This is a genomic window from Marinactinospora endophytica, assembly GCF_054780875.1.
On record NZ_BAAGVM010000004.1, the window covers coordinates 108,793 to 126,687 of the forward strand.

General features: G+C 71.9%; 1 protein-coding gene (only partly in view). It reads left to right on the top strand.

From position 1 onward, the window contains the following. Positions 1-2: 2 nt before the first annotated feature. Positions 3-17,895 carry the 5' portion of an ADP-ribosyltransferase gene (locus ACYVHU_RS09450; RefSeq protein WP_498948118.1) on the top strand. It continues 26,774 nt past the right edge of the window, so the window shows 17,893 of its 44,667 coding nt (coding positions 1-17,893); it begins with the start codon at positions 3-5; its stop codon lies off the right edge, out of view.

The following is a 17,895-nucleotide window of genomic DNA, read 5'->3' on the forward strand; positions in this document are numbered from 1 at the left end:
CCATGGGGATGGAGCTGCCCGACGCACTCGCCGACCTGTTCTATGGTCTCACCGGCACGAAGTGGCCGAATGTGGACGAGGACCGGTTGCGGCAGCTCGGTGATGTCTACGCCACGACGAAATACATCCTCGACACCGAACTCCCCGACATGGTCATCCAGATCCGCCGCAAGGTGGAGATGACCTTCGACGGCCATTCCAACGAGTTTTTCCAGCAGTCGCTGGACCAGTTCACGGCGGGGAAGAACGACTACGTCGGAAAGGCCGCCGAACTCGCCGGCGAGATCGAGAAATACGCCCGGGAAGCGGCGAACCAGGTCGAGTACGCGAAATGGATGGTGATCGCGCAGCTCATCCAGTTGGCCTTGGAGATCGCCTGGGCGATCTCCATGGCCTTCTGGACGGGCGGCAGCTCCCTCACGTGGATTCCGATGTTCCGGTTCATCCGCAACCAGATGATCCGGCGCATCCTCAACTGGCTGGTCTGGACCCTGATCAGCAACGTCGCCATCTCGGTGCTGTTCGCCTACGCGATGGACGCCATCATCCAGCGCATCCAGATCGCCCAGGGCAACCGGGACTCGAACGACGACAAGCTCACCAAGAGCGCCCTCATGGGCGGCCTGTTCGAGGGCCTCATCAGCGCGGGCCTGTCCACCGGCTTCGACATCCTCATCAGCCGGGAACTCGCCAACATCTTCAGCAAGAACCTCGACGAGCTCGCCAACTTCGACCCGCCCCCGCCCGGCGGCCGCAACATCGACGTCGACGGTCCGCCACCGCCCCGGGACACGCCCGAGAGCCTGCCGGACCCGGAGCCCGGCAACGCCGGCCCGGGTTCGCTGAGCAACGGTCCGGACATACCGTCCACCCGCAGCGGCTCGGACGACCTCGCCCAGACCCCACCGCCCCGGAGCACGCCCGAGGAGGCTCCGGACAGCTCCCCCACGCCGACGCCGGAAGGCTCTCCGGCCCCCACTCCGTCGTCCGCCGGGAACACCGCCCCCGACGCCGCCGCGCGCACGACGCCGGACAACGCGTCGGACAACTTCCCGTCCAGCGCCGCCGACGAGGTGGGGGACGATGTTCCCCTGCTCGGCTTGCGCGACCGCAACACCCCCCTCGACAACCCCACCGGGGCGATCACGCCCGACTTCAACCGGGATCTGTCCAAGATCTTCGGCAAGAATCAGGACCAGATCCTGGCCCCCTGGCGCAACGACGTCGGCTGGCTGGACCCGAAGACCGCCCGGCAGTTCCGCGATGACATGGCGGACCTGTTCGAGCACCAGTTCGGCAACACGATCGGCCGCGACGCCGCCCGGCAGCTCGGCAGCGACTACGCGGACACCTTCGCCAAGAACTGGCAGAAGCCCGAACTGCGCAGCAGCCTCGACGAGCTGCTCGCCAGCCACCCGACTCCGCTGCCCCAGGGCACCCGGGACTTCCTCTCCAATGGTGTCCCCAACACGCTCACCAAGACGCTCAACGAGTACGGCGCCCGCTGGTCGGACCGGTTCAAGCAGCTCGCCTTCGCCTCCGGTTCCGGCGCCCTCCAGGGCTACCTGGGCGAGGGACTCACGAACCTGTACATGGAAGGGGAGTTCAAGGCGAACGGCATGTCCGCGGTGGCCGGTGCCTCCAGCGGCGCGCTGACGACCCTGGCCACCCTGGGTGGCACGTCCGTCATCAACTCCCTCAAGAACATGGGGCCGATCGACCTCCCGACCCCGCCGCCCATGGAGACCACCTCCGGCGCCTCCAGCGACCCGGGCAACGCGTCCGGCCCCTCGAATGCTCCCGCTCCCAACCCCGACGGCTCCAGCAGCGATTCCAGCAACAACGGCCCCGGCACCGCTGAGTCCAGCCGGGGCAGCGACAGCGAGTCGCCGGGCACGGAGGACATCGAGCTCTCGCAGGGTGGCCGCGGAACGGACGGCCGCCCGGCCACGGTGTCGAGCGACACCCCGTCCCCGCAGCGCGACCGCTCGGCGGATACGGCACCGGACCCTGCCGACGACCGGCGGGACGCCCCGGCGCCGGGACAGCGGCCCAGCAACGACAGCCGCCCGGCCCCAACACCGGAACAGTCCGCCGAGGACACCACCACCAGCAACCAGAACGACACCCCGGCACCCCAGCAGCGGCCCACCCCGCAGAACACGCCGGGGCAGCAGTCGTCCGGCCAGAGCCGCACCTCCCCCAGCGCCGACCCGGAGGTCATGGCGCTGATCAACCAGATTCTCAACCCGGGACAGCACGGCTCCGGTCTCGGCTCTCTCCCCGGGCTGGGGCAGGCGGGACCGAACGTCGTCCAGGTCTACGCGGTACCCGAGATCCAGACCAACGGCGCGAACGGCAACGGCGCGAACGGCAACGGCCAGAACAGCACCGCCGGGCCGGCGCCCGCGCACCAGCCGGGATCCCAGGCGGCCACGTCGCGGGCCGGCGGCACCACCCAGCAGAGCGGCGGCACCACGCAGTCGAACCGTGCCGCCGAGGAAGGTGGCTCTGAGTCGACGCGGCAGACGGCCCGCACCACGTCCGGCACGGACGAGCGCGGCGAACCGGACCCCACGGCACCGCTGACCGAGACGGCCGGGCAGCAGGGCACCGAGTTCGGGCGGGACACCGGGGCCGGCAACACCGAAGGGACCCGGGAAGACTTCACGCCGATCCGCACCACGTCCGGCCAGGATACGCCCGGTCCCGTCACGGAGTCCGGCCCTCTCCGGGAGGACACCACCTCGCAGTCGCCCACCGGCGAGGGGAACGTCACGTCGCAGTCCGGTGAGGGGCAGCAGCCGGGCGGCGACGAAGAGACGGCGCCCCGATCCGACGTCGATTCCGAGTCCGACTCCGAGTCCGAGTCCGGCACCGAGAACCAGCGGGACGAGCGCCCGCTGCCCCCGCCGCCGGAGCACGTCCGGCAGCTCGGCATGGAGGCCGACCGGCGGGCCACCGAGCTCGACACCGCGCGGGAGGACGTCGAGCAGGCGGAGCGACGGGTCACCCAGCTGGAGAGCTGGGAGAAGGACTCCTCGGACGCGTACACCGCGTCGCAGAAGAAGCACGAGGAGGCCGAGACCGCCGCGAGGGACGCCCGGGCGGAACAGCGGCGCCACGTCGACTCGGCCGCCGCTGCCGCGGACGCCGCACGGGAGCGGGCAGAGCGGTCAGCGCGGGCCGCGCGGGCGGCCGAGGCTGCGGCCGAGCAGGCCAGGCAGCACCTCCAGAACGCCCGGGACGGGCAACGGGCGGCCCGCGACCGGGCTAACGAGCTGCGCGCCGAGGCGGCGGAGGCCCGGCGGGAGGCCGCCCAGGTCCTGCGGGACGCCGACAGCGCTTCCCCGACGCGGCAGCGAAGCACGCGGGACACGGCGAACGAGCTCCGTGCGAGGGCGGCGGAGAATCAGCGCAGAGCCACCCAGATTGAGAGGGACGCGGACGCCGCCCGGGAGCAGGCCGAAAGGAACGTGGAACGGGCCGACAGGACGGCACGGGACGCCGCCCGGACCGCCGAACAGGACGCGCGCACCGCGCAGCGTGCCGAGGACGTCCGGGTGGAGACGGTCTCGCAGGAACGTCGCGCCGTCGAGGCGGCCGACGAGGCGCTCCAGCAGGCCCGCGACACCATGGAGCGCGACCAGCGCAACATGTGGCGGGACCAGTTCGACCTCGCCCGCGCGCGGCAGGACCTCGGCAACGCGCTCCGGGAGGCAGCCGAGGCCGGAGAGCGCTGGCTCGACGCGCACCGGGCCTACCACCAGGCACGGGTGGGACACTTCCGCGAGGCCGCCGAGGCCGCGGAGCTGGCACGGGACAGGGCCGTTGATGAGCGGCGGACGGCCCGGCAGCGGATGGCGGACATCGATGGCGAGGCTCAGCGGCTGCACGGCTATATGGAGGGCCTCCGCCTCTTCAACCCTGAGCGGTTCGAGACCGAACGCCCCCGGGCCAACGCGCGTATGCAGGAGCTGCGCGAGCAGTACGCGGAGGCGGAGCAGCAGCGCGACGCGGCCCGGGAGGCGGTGCGGCAGCACCAGCGGGACTTCCGTGCCGCGCAGCGCGATGTCACGCGGGTCCAGCAGCAGGCGGAGGAGGCTGGGCAGCAGGCCGTGCGGGAGCGCGGCATTGTGGACGAGCAGGCGTCGCGGGCCGGCGAGTTGCAGTCGCCCGAGGCCACCGAGAACATCCGGGACCTCCAGGAGAAGGTGGCGACCGCGGAGCGGGACTCGGGGAAGAGCCGCGCGGACGACCTCGGCACCTACAACCGTCAGCTCGACCACCTGCTCGGCAACGAGCTGCTGGAGCGCAACCGGGTCCGGCTGGACGTGCCGGACTCCTCGGGCCACACCGGGATCGACGCCGTCCTACAGCGGTTCGACGGGCACCTGACCGATGATCTGCGCGCCCGCCTGGCGTCGGACTACGCCAGAAACCCCTATCCCTTCTTCAGCGAGCGCGGTCACACCGTGCGCAGCGGGAACGATTCGGCCACCCTGAAGCTGCGCTCGGCGAACAACGACTGGCGCCGGTCGGATGACGTGCGCGTCCGGCCGGACGACTCGGTGCCGGAGCTCGCCAACGCCGACACCGCCGGCCGGGAGATCAGCCACACCGGTAGCCGGACGGCGGGCTCCCGCCGCACCCTGGGCGGCGGTGCCTACATCAACCCCATGCTGCCCATTCCGGACATGACCGTGGGGCCCGCCGTCAGCCCCGCGCTCGCGCTGGCGTTCAACCGGCCGACGGCGAGCGAGACGGTCGGTCAGGACACCTCGACCAAGACCGAGACGTCGGTCGGGGGCGGGCGGCACACCTACACGACCGACCTGGTCGCCGAGCTGTCCCGTGGCCCGGACGCCACCGACAGCGACAGGGATGGCGGCACGCCCCTGCGGGACATCCACCGGACCGACGTCCCCAACGGCCTGAACATGACCGTGGAACTCGGCGACCGCGCGTCCGAGGCGCCGGACCACATCAGGCTGCACGACCCGTTCGCCTCCGGCACGCGGCCAGACGGGGCTGGCGACATTGGCACCCGGGCGCCGGTCGGCCACACCGGGAAGGTGAACGGCGTCTTCCACGTCCCCGCCGAGGAAGGCGCGGGCGGCCCCCGGACGACCATGGCCGACTGGGTCGCGGACCACATCAACCAGGAGCGGCCGTCAACGGCGCAGCGGCTCAAGGACACCCTCATTCCGGATGCCCTGCGCAGCCACGCCAACGATCCGCGCCGCGCCGACCGGGTGCGCGAGCAGCTTTCCGACGACGCGCTGCGCGACCTGATGCGGGACGCCTCCCAGGGCCCCGTCTACTTGGAGCTCGTGGACAACCGCGGGCGGCCCCGCATCGCCAAGATCTGGACGGTCCCCACGGACCTGACCCGGATCCCGGACGCGCCCGCCAAGCTGGACGTCAAGGACACGACCAGCTCGGCGACGACGACCGACAGCAAGCTCACCCGCAGCGACGTCTTCAGCCCCGGGCTGGGTTTCGGCGCGGTGCTGCAGACGGTCGGCAGCCTGTTCCGGATCGAACTGCCCATGTTCGACTACCGGCACGACCGCCAGCGTGGCCTCGGCAACTCGCGGCAGTCCGGCGCCACCACCAGCATGGCCAGCGAAACCAGCGACTCGGCCATGTACCACGTGAACCGGAACTTCTACGTGCAGTTCGACGGGGAGGACACCGCGCACCGGTTCACCGGGAGCACGGTCGAAGCGCTGGGGATCGACGACGCCCAGCTGCTCGCCGACCCGCATCGCAACGACGCCGACGCCCGGGAGCGCGCGAAGCACGTCCCCGCCTACCCGCACCTGCGGCGGGACAAGCCCGAGCACCTGGGCGGCACGACCGTGCGGGGCATCACCTGGCGGGACGGGAACCGGTACGCCAGCACGCCGCCGGCCGACGGGACGGACGGGGCGGCCGGCCGGGACGGCTCCGGGGGCACGCCCCCGCCACGGACGGTGTTCGACGCCTACGCCCAGCAGGTGCTCGACGGGATCGCCCGCACGTACCCCGGCCTAGTGATTCCCGACCTTGGGCGGCCGAGGGACGAGTTCGCGTACCGGCCGGCGGGTGAGCACGATGACGCGTTCTTCTCCCGGGAGAACCACTTCCGCCGCAGCCACCCGGTGGCTGTGTACAACACCCTCAAGGTGCTGGACGCGATTTCCGAGCAGAGCCTGTCCGACCGGGCCCGGGCCGACGACTGGTTCAACCAGGGCGTCGACATCCACCTGTACGAGACCGCGCGGTTCAACCCCGACCTCAGCAACTTCGACCCCCGGGACCCGGACAAGGAGGGCTGGCTGCGCAACCACACCGTCACCGTGCGGCTGAAGGCGACCCCGCGCGACCGGGAGTTCGGCGGCACCGTCACCAAGAACCACACCACGGTCTCGACCGAGGGGAGTTCCGGGCGCAAGCGCCACGAGGAGCACAGCCGGTCGCACACGGGCGGGGCCCGGGTCCGGGCGGTGTACCGCGACTACTCGGGGCAGGACGCCCGGGGCATGCCGTCCGCCCAGGGCGGTATCGGGATCCGGGGGCACGTCACGCACACGTCCAGCCGGGGCCTCGACACCGGCGGTACCGACAAGAGCGCCGCGGAGTTCAAGGACAAGGGCGACACCGACGTCTGGCGGTACCAGCTCGACCTGCACGCCGAGATGGGCAAGTTCCGCAAGTTCGACGACCTCCCGCCGGACCAGCGCGAGGTGCGGACCGGCTCCGCCCGCGACATCTTCCGCTCACCGGACGAACGCGGCCCCAACCGCTACGACGGCCACCGCGTCAACCTCATGACCGACGCGAACGGCCAGCCCGTCCACCTCACCGCCCGCATGGAGCTGGAGGCCCCCGCCCAGCTCGACCCGCACGCCAGCGAGACCGAGCCCACCCCCCGGCGCACGCGTGCCCAGGATGACAGCACCGGCCTGCAGCGCGACCAGGCCCGCAACTTGATCAACGGCGGCCGGCCGGCCGCCCCGGCCCGGACGCCCCAGGCCGCCGGTCTCGACGCGGTCCCGACCTACACCCAGAAGATCAGCACCACGGTCGATGACGTCGACCTGCGGCAGCGGCTCTACGGCCTACTGGGCAAGGCCCCCGGGCTGGCCCGCTACCTGAAGGAGCAGCCGGCCTCGCACGACTTCCTGCCCACGCACTTCTCGGACGACGAGCTCGCGGCGCAGGCCAAGCACCTGCTGCCGCCCGCCTCGGGGCACCGGGCACGGAACTGGATGCGGGACTTCGTCTTCAGTGGCCGGCACACCACGGCGCTGTTCGCCGACCGCACCGGCGTCACCTTCTACGACCCGCGGCCAAACTCCTCCATCAGGATCCGCTCCCAGCACAACACGAACCTCAACCGCTCCCAGGGCTCCTCGTGGACCGGGGGCGTGGAGACCGAGGTTCGTGCGGCCGGCAACCCCAACCCGTCCGCCGAGAGCCTGCGCGCGTCCCAGGGGCAGGACCAGCTCCGCGCCAACCAGGCGAACGCGCCCACCATCCAGCCGATCTGGAACCCCCTCACCAAGTCGTGGACCACCGGCACCAGCACGGCCGACTCGGCGACGTACTCCCAGAAGCGGAGTTTCGAACCGCAGGGCGGCGCCATCCCGTACACCGCCGACCTGAGCATCACGAGCGCGGCGGAGATCCGGAAGGACTGGGATCTCGCGCTCAACGTCGCCCGGCACTCCAGCGGTACCGACTTCCGTGGTATGCGGTTCACCGCCGACCGCGCCGAGTTCGGTTACGTGCCGGCACGCTCCGCCTACCAGGCCGGTCTGGTCAACGACCGGTACGTGCCGCCCGCGGGTAACGAGACCACCGGCCGGGCCATGCCACATATCAACCCGCACCTCGACACCAGCCGGTTCCGGATCCGCCCCGGCTTCGAGGGGCAGGGCACGCGGCTGAGCAGCACGCCCCGGCCGCCGGATTCGGGGACCGGTCCCGTCTCGACCGGTGTGCAGCTCGACGCCCGGCTGCGGCAGGACAACTACGGACTCACCGGCGAGAGCCGCGAATCCGTCCTGGCCGAGATCACCGCGCACGTCACCGGCCGCCGTGCGCCCAAGACTCTCGACGTGAAGCTGTACCACCTCGAAGGACTGGCGAACAACAAGATCGACCACGGCACGGTCAAGGTCGAGACCGTGCGGGAAAGCCCGGTCATCACCGACCTCGGCGGCAAGGGCAAGTTCGGCGAGGACACGGCCCTGTCGGCCTCGCGGAGCGACACGGATTCCGGGTCACGGAGCACCGGAACCCAGATCGAGGTGTCGGGTATGACCCCGGCCCCCTTCCCTGGCCAGGACCAGCCCGGCAACCTGCCCGACGACCTGCCCCGCAACCGGTTCATCAACATGGCGCCGGCCCCCGGCTCCGGGGTGTCGTCCAGCACGAGCCGCACGGACACCACGACGGGCAAGACCGACACCACCTCGACCACCGAGCTCACCGGCCCCTACGCCATCGCCGAGACTCCCGAGCACATCAAGCTGACGGTCAGTTACGGCGGCCGTTCCTTCACCATCGAAGGCGACCACGCCACCGTCCAGGAGGCCTTCGAGGCCGCTTACCTCGACGTGCTGCCCGACCGCCGCGCCGGGGAGACCGAGGGCAGCGGCCGGCCGGTGACCACGCCCGCTCTCCCACCCCGGGTACGCAACCCGCAGGGCAACTTCGATAACGCGATCCCGGCCTGGCGTCCGCAGCCGCGAGAGGGTGCCGAGGCGCCGCCGGACGCGACGCTGACGCCGCTGACCATCCAGGATCACGGCCAAAGCGTTGTGGACGCGAGCTACGTCGCGGTGGCCCGCGCGCACGGCTGGCCGCACACCGGCGCCCTCCGGCCCGCCGACATCCAGCAGGCCAAGGAATTCGTCTACAAGAAGACGGGCATCCGCCCCGACAACGACCCCATCGCGACGACCATTCACGAGGACTCGCTCCGGGGCTACCTCAACGACGCCAAACGCGGCAACGGTGTCGGGCTCATCGACATTGGTGGCGGCACCAAGTGGCGGCTCGGCGCCCACCCGCACATCGACCGGGCCACCGTGCTCGACGTCGCCGTCGAGTCCTCCACCACGGACTCCCTGTCCCGGGGCACCTCCCGCGCGACCGCCGCCGGCACGACGACCACGACCAGCGGTGCCGTTCCGGTTCGCCCGGTGGGGATCACCTCGCCGGCGCCACCGGAGAACGACCCCACCGCCAGCATGCCCTACACGGTCGAGGCCGGGCAGGCCGGCTTCAACCCCAGCCACGAGCGCGGTGGGACCCGCACCGAGACCGTCACCGACACCGACCACGCGGTGCCCGGCCCGGACGCGAACTCCAAGCGCTCCTACCTGGTGTCCATCCCGGTCGACTGGGTCGTCTCCGCCGTGGTACCCCACCGCGCCGTCCCCGGATTCGGCCGGCCGCCCACGCAGGGCATGGCCGATGCCGCGTCGACCATCACCACCTGGGTCAGCGAGGCTGACGCCCGCGCTCTGGGCCTGCTCGACAACGTCCCCGCGAAGCCGTGGGACCGGGTCGCGGACGCCCAGGAGAAGCTGGGCGACGCGGAGAAGACCTACTACGAAGCGCGGGCCAAGCTGCCGCCGCTGGTCCGGCGGCTGCTCGACAACCCCGGCGACGAGGACGCGCGCACGGAGTACGCGCTCGCTGAGCAGGAGTACACGAAGGCACGGCGGAAGTTCGAGCAGCGGTTCACCGCCTGGCGGGACGCGCAGGACCGTGCCCGCGCCACGATCGGCAACCCCGAGGCGGGCCTGACCGGCTTCGAAACCCCGAGGTCGAGTGAGTCGCCCAACGTCTCCGGCACCCCCACCCCGCTGCGGGAGACGCCACCCGGCAACTCCGGTGCCGGCACTTCGACCACGACCTACTTCCCGCCCCCGAACCCGGCCACCGGCCGCAGCGGGAACAATGTCACCGTCATGGCGGTGCAGACCGGCCCGGTCACGCCGCCGCCCCGCACCACCACGGGCAGCCTCCCGCCGGAACCAGGCCCGGTGGAGTCGGCACGCAACCGCGTGGGCGACGCCCAGGCGAACGTCGTCCGGTTCGAAACCAACCTGGAAAACACGCGCAGCGAGCTCGGCCTCGCCGACGACGACCTGTCCTACCTCGGCGGGCTGATCGAGGCCGCCCAGCTGCGGGTCACCGCCGCCCAAGCCGAGATCGACCTCGCCCAGGCCCGCCTCCACGACGCACGCGGCAGCCGCAGCGGCACCGAAACCGCACGGGCAGAGATGGCCCGCGCCCAGACCGAACTCGACCGCGCGAACGCCGACCTCGCCCAGGCCCGCGACCACTACACCCAGGCCGGCGGCACCTACCGCCCCGACGGCACCCCCGACACCCCCACCCAGTTCACACCCCCCACGGCCACCGACGGCACGCCCACCCCGCCGGCCACCGCGGACAGGGGGAGCGAGACGGAGACCGCAGCGGCCGTCCCCACGTCACGGGACCAGGAGCCCGCCCTCGCGGAGTGGCGGAGCAACCCCACGCACCAGGTGAACCCGGCATTCATCGAGCCGCCCGCCGTCCCATTCCTCACCACGCCGCAGCCCGGCACCGTCGATCCGCTGCTGCAGAGCCAGATCGCCGCCGCGCTCGGGCAGCACATGTCGTCCGGCCTCCACCCCGGTCACGCGTACCCGATTCTGACCGCGTTCTACGACCACCACATCAATGGGGTGCCGATGCCCCACGTGGTCGCCAGGTTCACGGGCAACCCCGATGCCTACGCATCGATCGAACAGGCACTGCGCCACCAGTGGGGTCAGTGGCAGGGCTCCGGCCACCTGTTCTGGGCGTTCGACGCGCTCTACCAGTCCGGTGGCGTCTTCGTGCCCCGCAACTTCTGGTCCACACTGCTGCCCCCGCCACGCCCCCCGATGCCCAGCGGCGGCGAGGGCAGCGTGGGCATGACCTACCGCACCAACCGTCTCTCCGACGAGGAAGCCGGCTTCTTCTCCATCCGGGAGCTGGAAGGCCAGGACCGGGGCAGCCGTGTCCAGGACCTGCTCCCCCCGCACGAGGTCGAGGCCGTCCGCCGCTACGCCCGTGACGATTTCGACTTCGTGAATAGCGCGCTGCGCGGCCTGGACTACCTCCCTGATGCGGACCGCCCAAGTCTCCTCGACATGGTCGTCAATCTGGACAGCGCGCTCTCCCATCGGCCGTTCCCGCAGTCGTTCATCATGCAGCGCGGGGTCAACACCGACTTCATCAACATGCTCGGTGGCAACGTCGACAATCCGGCCGCCATGCGCAATCTGGTGGGCCAGGTCTACACCGACCCCGGCTACATGTCGGGCTCCCTGGGGGCCACCAGCCCGCTGGAACGCGATGTGTACATCGCGATCCGGGTGCCCGCCGGACACAACGGTCTCAGCACCATGCCGTTCGTGGAGACCGCCGCCGGGGAACGCGAGATCCTGCTGCCGCGCAACACCACGATGGTTCTCCACGCCGCCTACCAGGCCGAGGCCGTGCAGCCCGGGAGCGGCGAGCGGAAGCCCATATGGTTCCTCGAAGCCGAAATCGTCCCGCCCGGCTGGCGGCCCGGCCCCGACTGGCGCCCCTCCCCCTACGGCGACGTGCACGAGGGATACCAGGAAGGCTCCACCCGGGACTCTGACTCCGACCTCGACGACTCCGACGACGACGTCAACGTTTACACGGTGCTCACCGAGCCGTCCCCGGCCACCGTGCCGGCCCCGGAGCCCGGTGGCCGGGCGGTCGACGTGCCGCAGGCCCGTGCCGCCCGGGCGCAGGCCGACGTCGTCCGGTTCGAGACCGGTCTGGAAGCCGCCCGCAGCGAGCTCGGCCTGGCCGACGACGACCTCTCCTACCTGGGCGGACTCGTCGAGGCGGCGCAGCTGCGGGTGACCGCCGCCGAAGCGGAGATCGACCTCGCCCAGGCAGAGCTGGCCGACGCACGCGGCGGCCGCATGGGCACCGAAACCGCACGCGCCGACCTGGCCCGCGCCCAGACCGAACTCGACCGCGCGAACGCCGACCTCGCCCAGGCCCGCGACCGCTACACCCAGGCCGGCGGCACCCTCACCCCCGACGGCGCCCCGGTACACACCGCGCCCACGGTCCCCGGAAGCACGACGCCCGCGCCGGCAGCCGACGGCACGTCCATCCTGTCCCAGCTCACCTCCGCGCCGAGGGCCCCGCTCACCCCCGGCGACCTTCCACAGGCCCCGGATAGCGATCCGGTGATCGGCGGGCGCGACGGTCTGACGCCGGAGCAGGCCGCCATGGCGCTGGAAACGTACTACGCCCACTATGTCGAAGGGAGCAGCCGCGACAACCTTTTCCGGGGCGACCACGACACCGAACAGTGGTTCCTGCAGACCACCGCCTACTGGCGGGAGAGCGGCGCCTTGCTGGAGGCGCTGCAGGGGCTCGAACGCGCGGGTTTCCAGCCCCCGCGCGACGGCTGGGAGAGCGTCGTCAACCCGACCAGCCGTTCCGTGCCGATCAGCACGTCGATGGCGGAAAGGTTCGGCAACGTCCCCGGCCAGTCGCGAAGCTTCACCGTCACGACGGATGACGGGAGCGTGCTGCCCGCCCGCATCACCCAGCGCGGCGCTCGCTCGGTCCCACCACGGTTCGAGTGGCACCGTATCCACCGGGACGGCGGCGACATCGTGGAGGGGCGGTACCGGCTGATCCGGCACCGGCCGCCCGCCGGGCTGGACCCGGACACCGTCCGGCAGGCCGAACAGCGGCTGGTGGCGGACCTTGAAGCCCAGATCAATGATGGCCGGCCGGTCCCCGACGGGCAGGGCGGCACCCGGGAACGCGTCCCCTACACCCTGCGCGACGGCAGCGAGCTCCGGCTGAAGGTGGAACTCGTCGACCCCACGGACGTGCCCGACGACACCGCCTACCACGGGCACCTGCTTTGGGAGGATCCGGCGACCATCACGGGAAACCGGCCCGACCACACCGTGGCCGGTCCCGACGTGCTGGCGTGGTTCGGCTTCACCGAATCCACCGAGTCCCAGACCAGCCGGGAGTTGCAGCAGGCCGAGCGCACCGAGACCAACGCGCGGGACCAGCGGAGGCGGGCGAGGCAGGAGGAGGCCTGGGCCACCCAGGGTGTCCCCGAGCCCACGGACGATGGCTGGTTCGATTCGCAGGACTCACGGGAGGAGGCCCGGGTTGTAGCGGGTATCGCGCGCACCGCGCGGGAGCAGGCCGGTGACCTCCTAGCGAAGGGCGACATGTCCGGCGCCCTGGCCAAGCTGGCCGAGGCCCGTGACAAGGCCCAACAGGCCATGGCGTATCAGCGGGAAGCCCGGGACCTGCACCCCACCCCTCAGCCGGCCGCAGCTGGCAGCACACCATCGGCATACGACCGCGCCCGGCTGGCCGAGGCCGAGACCATGCGCGCCGAAGCGGTCGAGTACCGGGCCTTGGCCGACTCCCTGGATGCTGTGACGCAGGCGGTGCGCTTCCGCACGCCCGCGCACCAGGACGCGGTGCGCGATGCCGTGCCGCCACGGGTCACCGCCGCCGCCCTGTCCCGTATCTCCGAACTCACCACGGAGTCCAGCAGCAGACCCGCTCCGGTCCACCAGGGGCTCGTTCCCATCGCCGACTTGGAGGACCCGCGCAGCCAGGTGCCCGAGGCGCTTCGCCAGGCCTGGGAGGATGCCGTCCGCCAGGCCCCCGTAACCGTCGTTGGATCCCGCCCGGACGAATCCGGTGTGGACATCGGCAGCCGGGAGTTCAAGCTCTCGGCGCGTCCGGCCCGCCCCACCTACCCCGGTGACCCCAATGGAGTATCGATTCCGGGGCGCCCGGACGACGCTCCCGAACGCCTGATCCCCAGCGATCCGCGCAGATTCGTAATTTCGCCCCGTTTGGTGGTTCGCAGGATTCCCATTCCGGATGCACTCCGGAGGCCCGGCGGCCCCACCCACGTCATTGACGTCGCCGTCGTCGTCAAATTCGACCCGAACGGGAACGACCCCGCGCTGGCCGCCGAACGCCTGGCGGCGGTCATCAAGAAGGCGCATGAGGTCGTCAACCACCGGCACCGGATCCCCAACCCGGACGGCACCGTCGGCGATCAGATTCACTTCCGACTGCTGGACGTGGACGATCCCGGCGTCCCCTGGCCGGCCGGCTACAGGGTCAACTGGCGCGCCACGGCTCCCGATGGGACTATCCCGCGCAACAGCGCTGGCAATTGGTCCATGGACTCGCCCCCAGAGGGCCTGGTCCATGAGGTCAAGCACTTGTTCGGCTTCCGGGACGAGTATTTCAAGCGCTCCGATACCGACACCAGCGTGCTGCGGGCCCGCCCCGACCACTCCCGGGTCGATCCCTCCGCCGCGAACATCATGACGCAGCCGAGGACACCGTTCACCGGGCTGCGTGAGCACCACCTCGCGGAGATCGCCGCGCGAATCCGGCCCGCGCTGGACCGCGACAACGGCGGACCCGTCCCATACCAGACGCCCACTCGCATCGCTGACCTTCCCGACTCGGCCGTCACCCCGCTGCTCGGCCAGGGCGTACTCGGCGATCCCGAGACGGTGCGCGACATCCTCGGCGCCTACTACGACCACCACATCCTCGGGCGCAGTTTCGAAGATGTCACCGACTACCCCAGCGGCATGCTGGTGCCCGACAGCTCTGGTGGGGAGCGCAGCGCGAACGCGCAGGAGCGGGCGGAACTGCTCCGCACGGCATGGAAGCAGTGGCAGGACAGCGGCGTCCTGCAGCCCGTCCTCGACACGCTCCCGCAGCAATCCACGCCCGGTGCGGGCTGGAGCGCCACCCTCCCCCACCACGGCAGCGCGCCGTCCGCCGACCCGGGCGAAGCCCCGCAGGACCCCGGAGGCAGCGAGGGCACGGACGCGCAGCCCGGCACGGACACCACCCAGAACCCGCAGACCACCCGGCCGCTCGCCCCGGAACCGCAGCAGGTCCGCGACCTCGCGGCCGGCGTCGTCCAGCGGGTGGCCGACGTCGACGCCGCCCGCGCGGACGTGGAGGCCGCCGCCCGCCGGGTGCGGCGGGCCGCATCCTGGGCGAAGGACTCCGAAGACGCCTACCAGACGTCCAGGAAGAAGTACGACGACGCCCTCGCCGACGCGCGGAAGGCCCGGGCGGAGCAGCGGCGCCATGTTGATCGCGCCACCAGCCGCGCCGACGCGTCGCAGGCCCAGGCGGACCGGTCCTGGGCGGAGGTGCAGGCCGCCCGGGAGCGGGAGGTGGCGGCCAACGATGCCGTCCAGGCCGCCCAGGCACGGCGGCAGACGGCCGGCGCCGAGCACCGCGCGGAAGCCGCCCGCGCCCGGCAGCAGGCCGAGCAGGTCCTGCGGGACGCGCAGGGCGGAACCCCGGACCAGCTGGCCCGCGCCCGCGATGACGCGGCCCGGCTGCAGGCGCAGGCCACCGAGTCCGAGCGCGAAGCCGCCCGGCTCGAGCAGGAGGCCGCCGCCGACCTGCAGCGGGCTGAAGCGGCGGCCAGGGAGGCCGGCCGGGAAGCGGAGGAGCGCGCGGCCACCGCGCAGCAGCACGCGCGCACCGCGCAGCGTGACGCGGACATTCAGCGGGAGACCGTCTCGCGCTACCGGCCCGCCGTCACGGCCGCCGATGAGGCGCTCCAGCAGGCCCAGGACGCCATGGAGCGCGACAACCGCAACCGGTTGCGCGACCAGGTCGACCTCGCCCGCGCCCAGGAGGAGCTGAGGGCCGCCCTGGAACGGAGCCTCGCCGCCGGCCAGGCGTGGCGGGACGCTTTCCGGGCCTACCACGAGGCCCGGCTGGAGCACTACGCGGACACCTCCACAGCCGCCGACACCGCGCGGGACGAGGCGCGCGAGCGGCACGACCAGGCCCGGCAGGCCGTGGACACCATCCAGCACGAGCAGAACCGGATCCGCCGGCTCGCCGAGCAGCTGCGCACGAACCCGCCGGACCCGGACGACGCCGAGGCCGTCCGCGAGCACGGCGAGCGGAGCGCGCTCGTCCGGCAGCGCACCGACGCGCTGCTCCGGGAGAAGATCCGGGCCGAGCAGCAGCTCCGGCACGCCGAAGCGGAGCTGCGGCAGCGCGAGGAGGAGGCCCGGCACGCGCAGGCGGACTACGACACGGTCGAGCAGGAGTTCGACCGGGCCGGCACGTACGCCGAACAGGAGGGCAGGCGGTACCAGCAGGAACGTGAGCAGGCCAATGATCTGGAGCAGGCGGCCGAGCGGGCCGCCGCCTTCCAGCGGCAGGTGGACGCCGCGGAACGAAACTCCGGGAAGAGCCGCGAGGATGATCTCGGCACCTACTCCCGCCAGCTCGACCACCTGCTCGGCAGCGAGGTGCTGGAACGCCACCGAGTCCGGCTGGACGTCTCCGGCCCGGACGGACGGAGCCCGCTCGACCATCTGCTGGACCGGTTCCGGCCCGGCCTGCCCGCAGACCTGACCGGTTTCGACCGCTTCGCCGACCGGTTCCGGTCCGACTTCGCCGAGAACCCGTACCGGTTCTACAGCGAGCGCGGCCACACCGTGCGGATCGGGAACGACTCCGTCACCCTGAAGCTGCGCTCGGCGAACAACGACTGGCGCCGGGCGGGCGACCCGCACGCCCGGCCGAGCGACTCGGCACCGGACCTCGCCAACGCCGACACCGCCACCCGGGAGGTCAGCCACACCGCCGGCCAGGGCCTGGCCAGCCGGCGCACCGTGGGCGGTGGCCTCTACATCAACCCGATGCCGGCCGGACCGGCTGTGGTCGTGGGCCCGGCCGTCAACCCGTCGTTCGCTGTCGGGATGAACCAGCCCTCCGCCAGCCAGACGGTGGGGCAGCAGACGTCGACGCAGACGGAGACAAGCCTCGGCGGCAAGGACGTGAGCTACACGACCGACCTGGTCGCCGAGCTGACCGCCGCCCCGGGCCGGACGGACGGTGACGGCCAGGGCGTACCGCTCCAGTCGCATCAGACGGTCCAGGAACCCAACGGGCTGTCCATGACCGTGGAGCTCGGCGACCGCACCTCGGAGGCGCCGGACCACTTCACGCTGCACGACCCGTTCGCTCCCGGCGCGCGGCCGCTCGGCGCGCAGGACATCGGCGCCCGGCCGCCGGGCGGCCACACCGCGAAGGTGAACGGCATCTACCACGTGCCGGACAACGCCACGGGACCGGCCGGACGCCCCACGACCATGGCCGACTGGGTGGCCGACCACCTGAACCAGCCCCGCCGGCGGGGCTCGTGGGACGCGGCCAAGGACCGGCTGGTGCCGAACTTCCTGCGGCGGCACCGCCCCGATCCGTCCCGCGCCGACCAGGTGCGCCGGCAGCTGTCGGACGATTCGATCCGGGACCTGATCCGGGACGCCTCCCGGGGGCCGGAGTACCTGACGCTGGTGGACAACACCGGGCAGACCCGAATCGCGAAGATCTGGTCGGTCCCCACCGAGTTCACGCGGATCCCGGACGCGCCCGCCAAGCTGGACCTGAAGGACAAGACCAGTTCGGCGATGTCCACCGAGAGCCGGTTCCTGCGCCGGGACCTCTTCGCCCCCGGCCTCGGCTTCGGCGCGGTGCTGCAGACGGTTGGCAGCCTGTTCCGCATCGAACTGCCCATGGTCGACTACCGGCACGAGCGGTCGCGCGGCCTGGGCGACCGGCGCTCGGCGGGCGGCACCACCAGCATGGCCGTCGAGACGGGCGACACGGCCATGTACAACGTGCGGCGCAACGTCTACCTGCAGTTCGACGGGGAGGCCACCCCGCACCGGTTCACCGGAACCACGGTCGACGTGCTCGGCGTCGACGACGCCCAGCTGCTGGCCGAGCCGAACCGCAACAACGCGGACGCCCGGG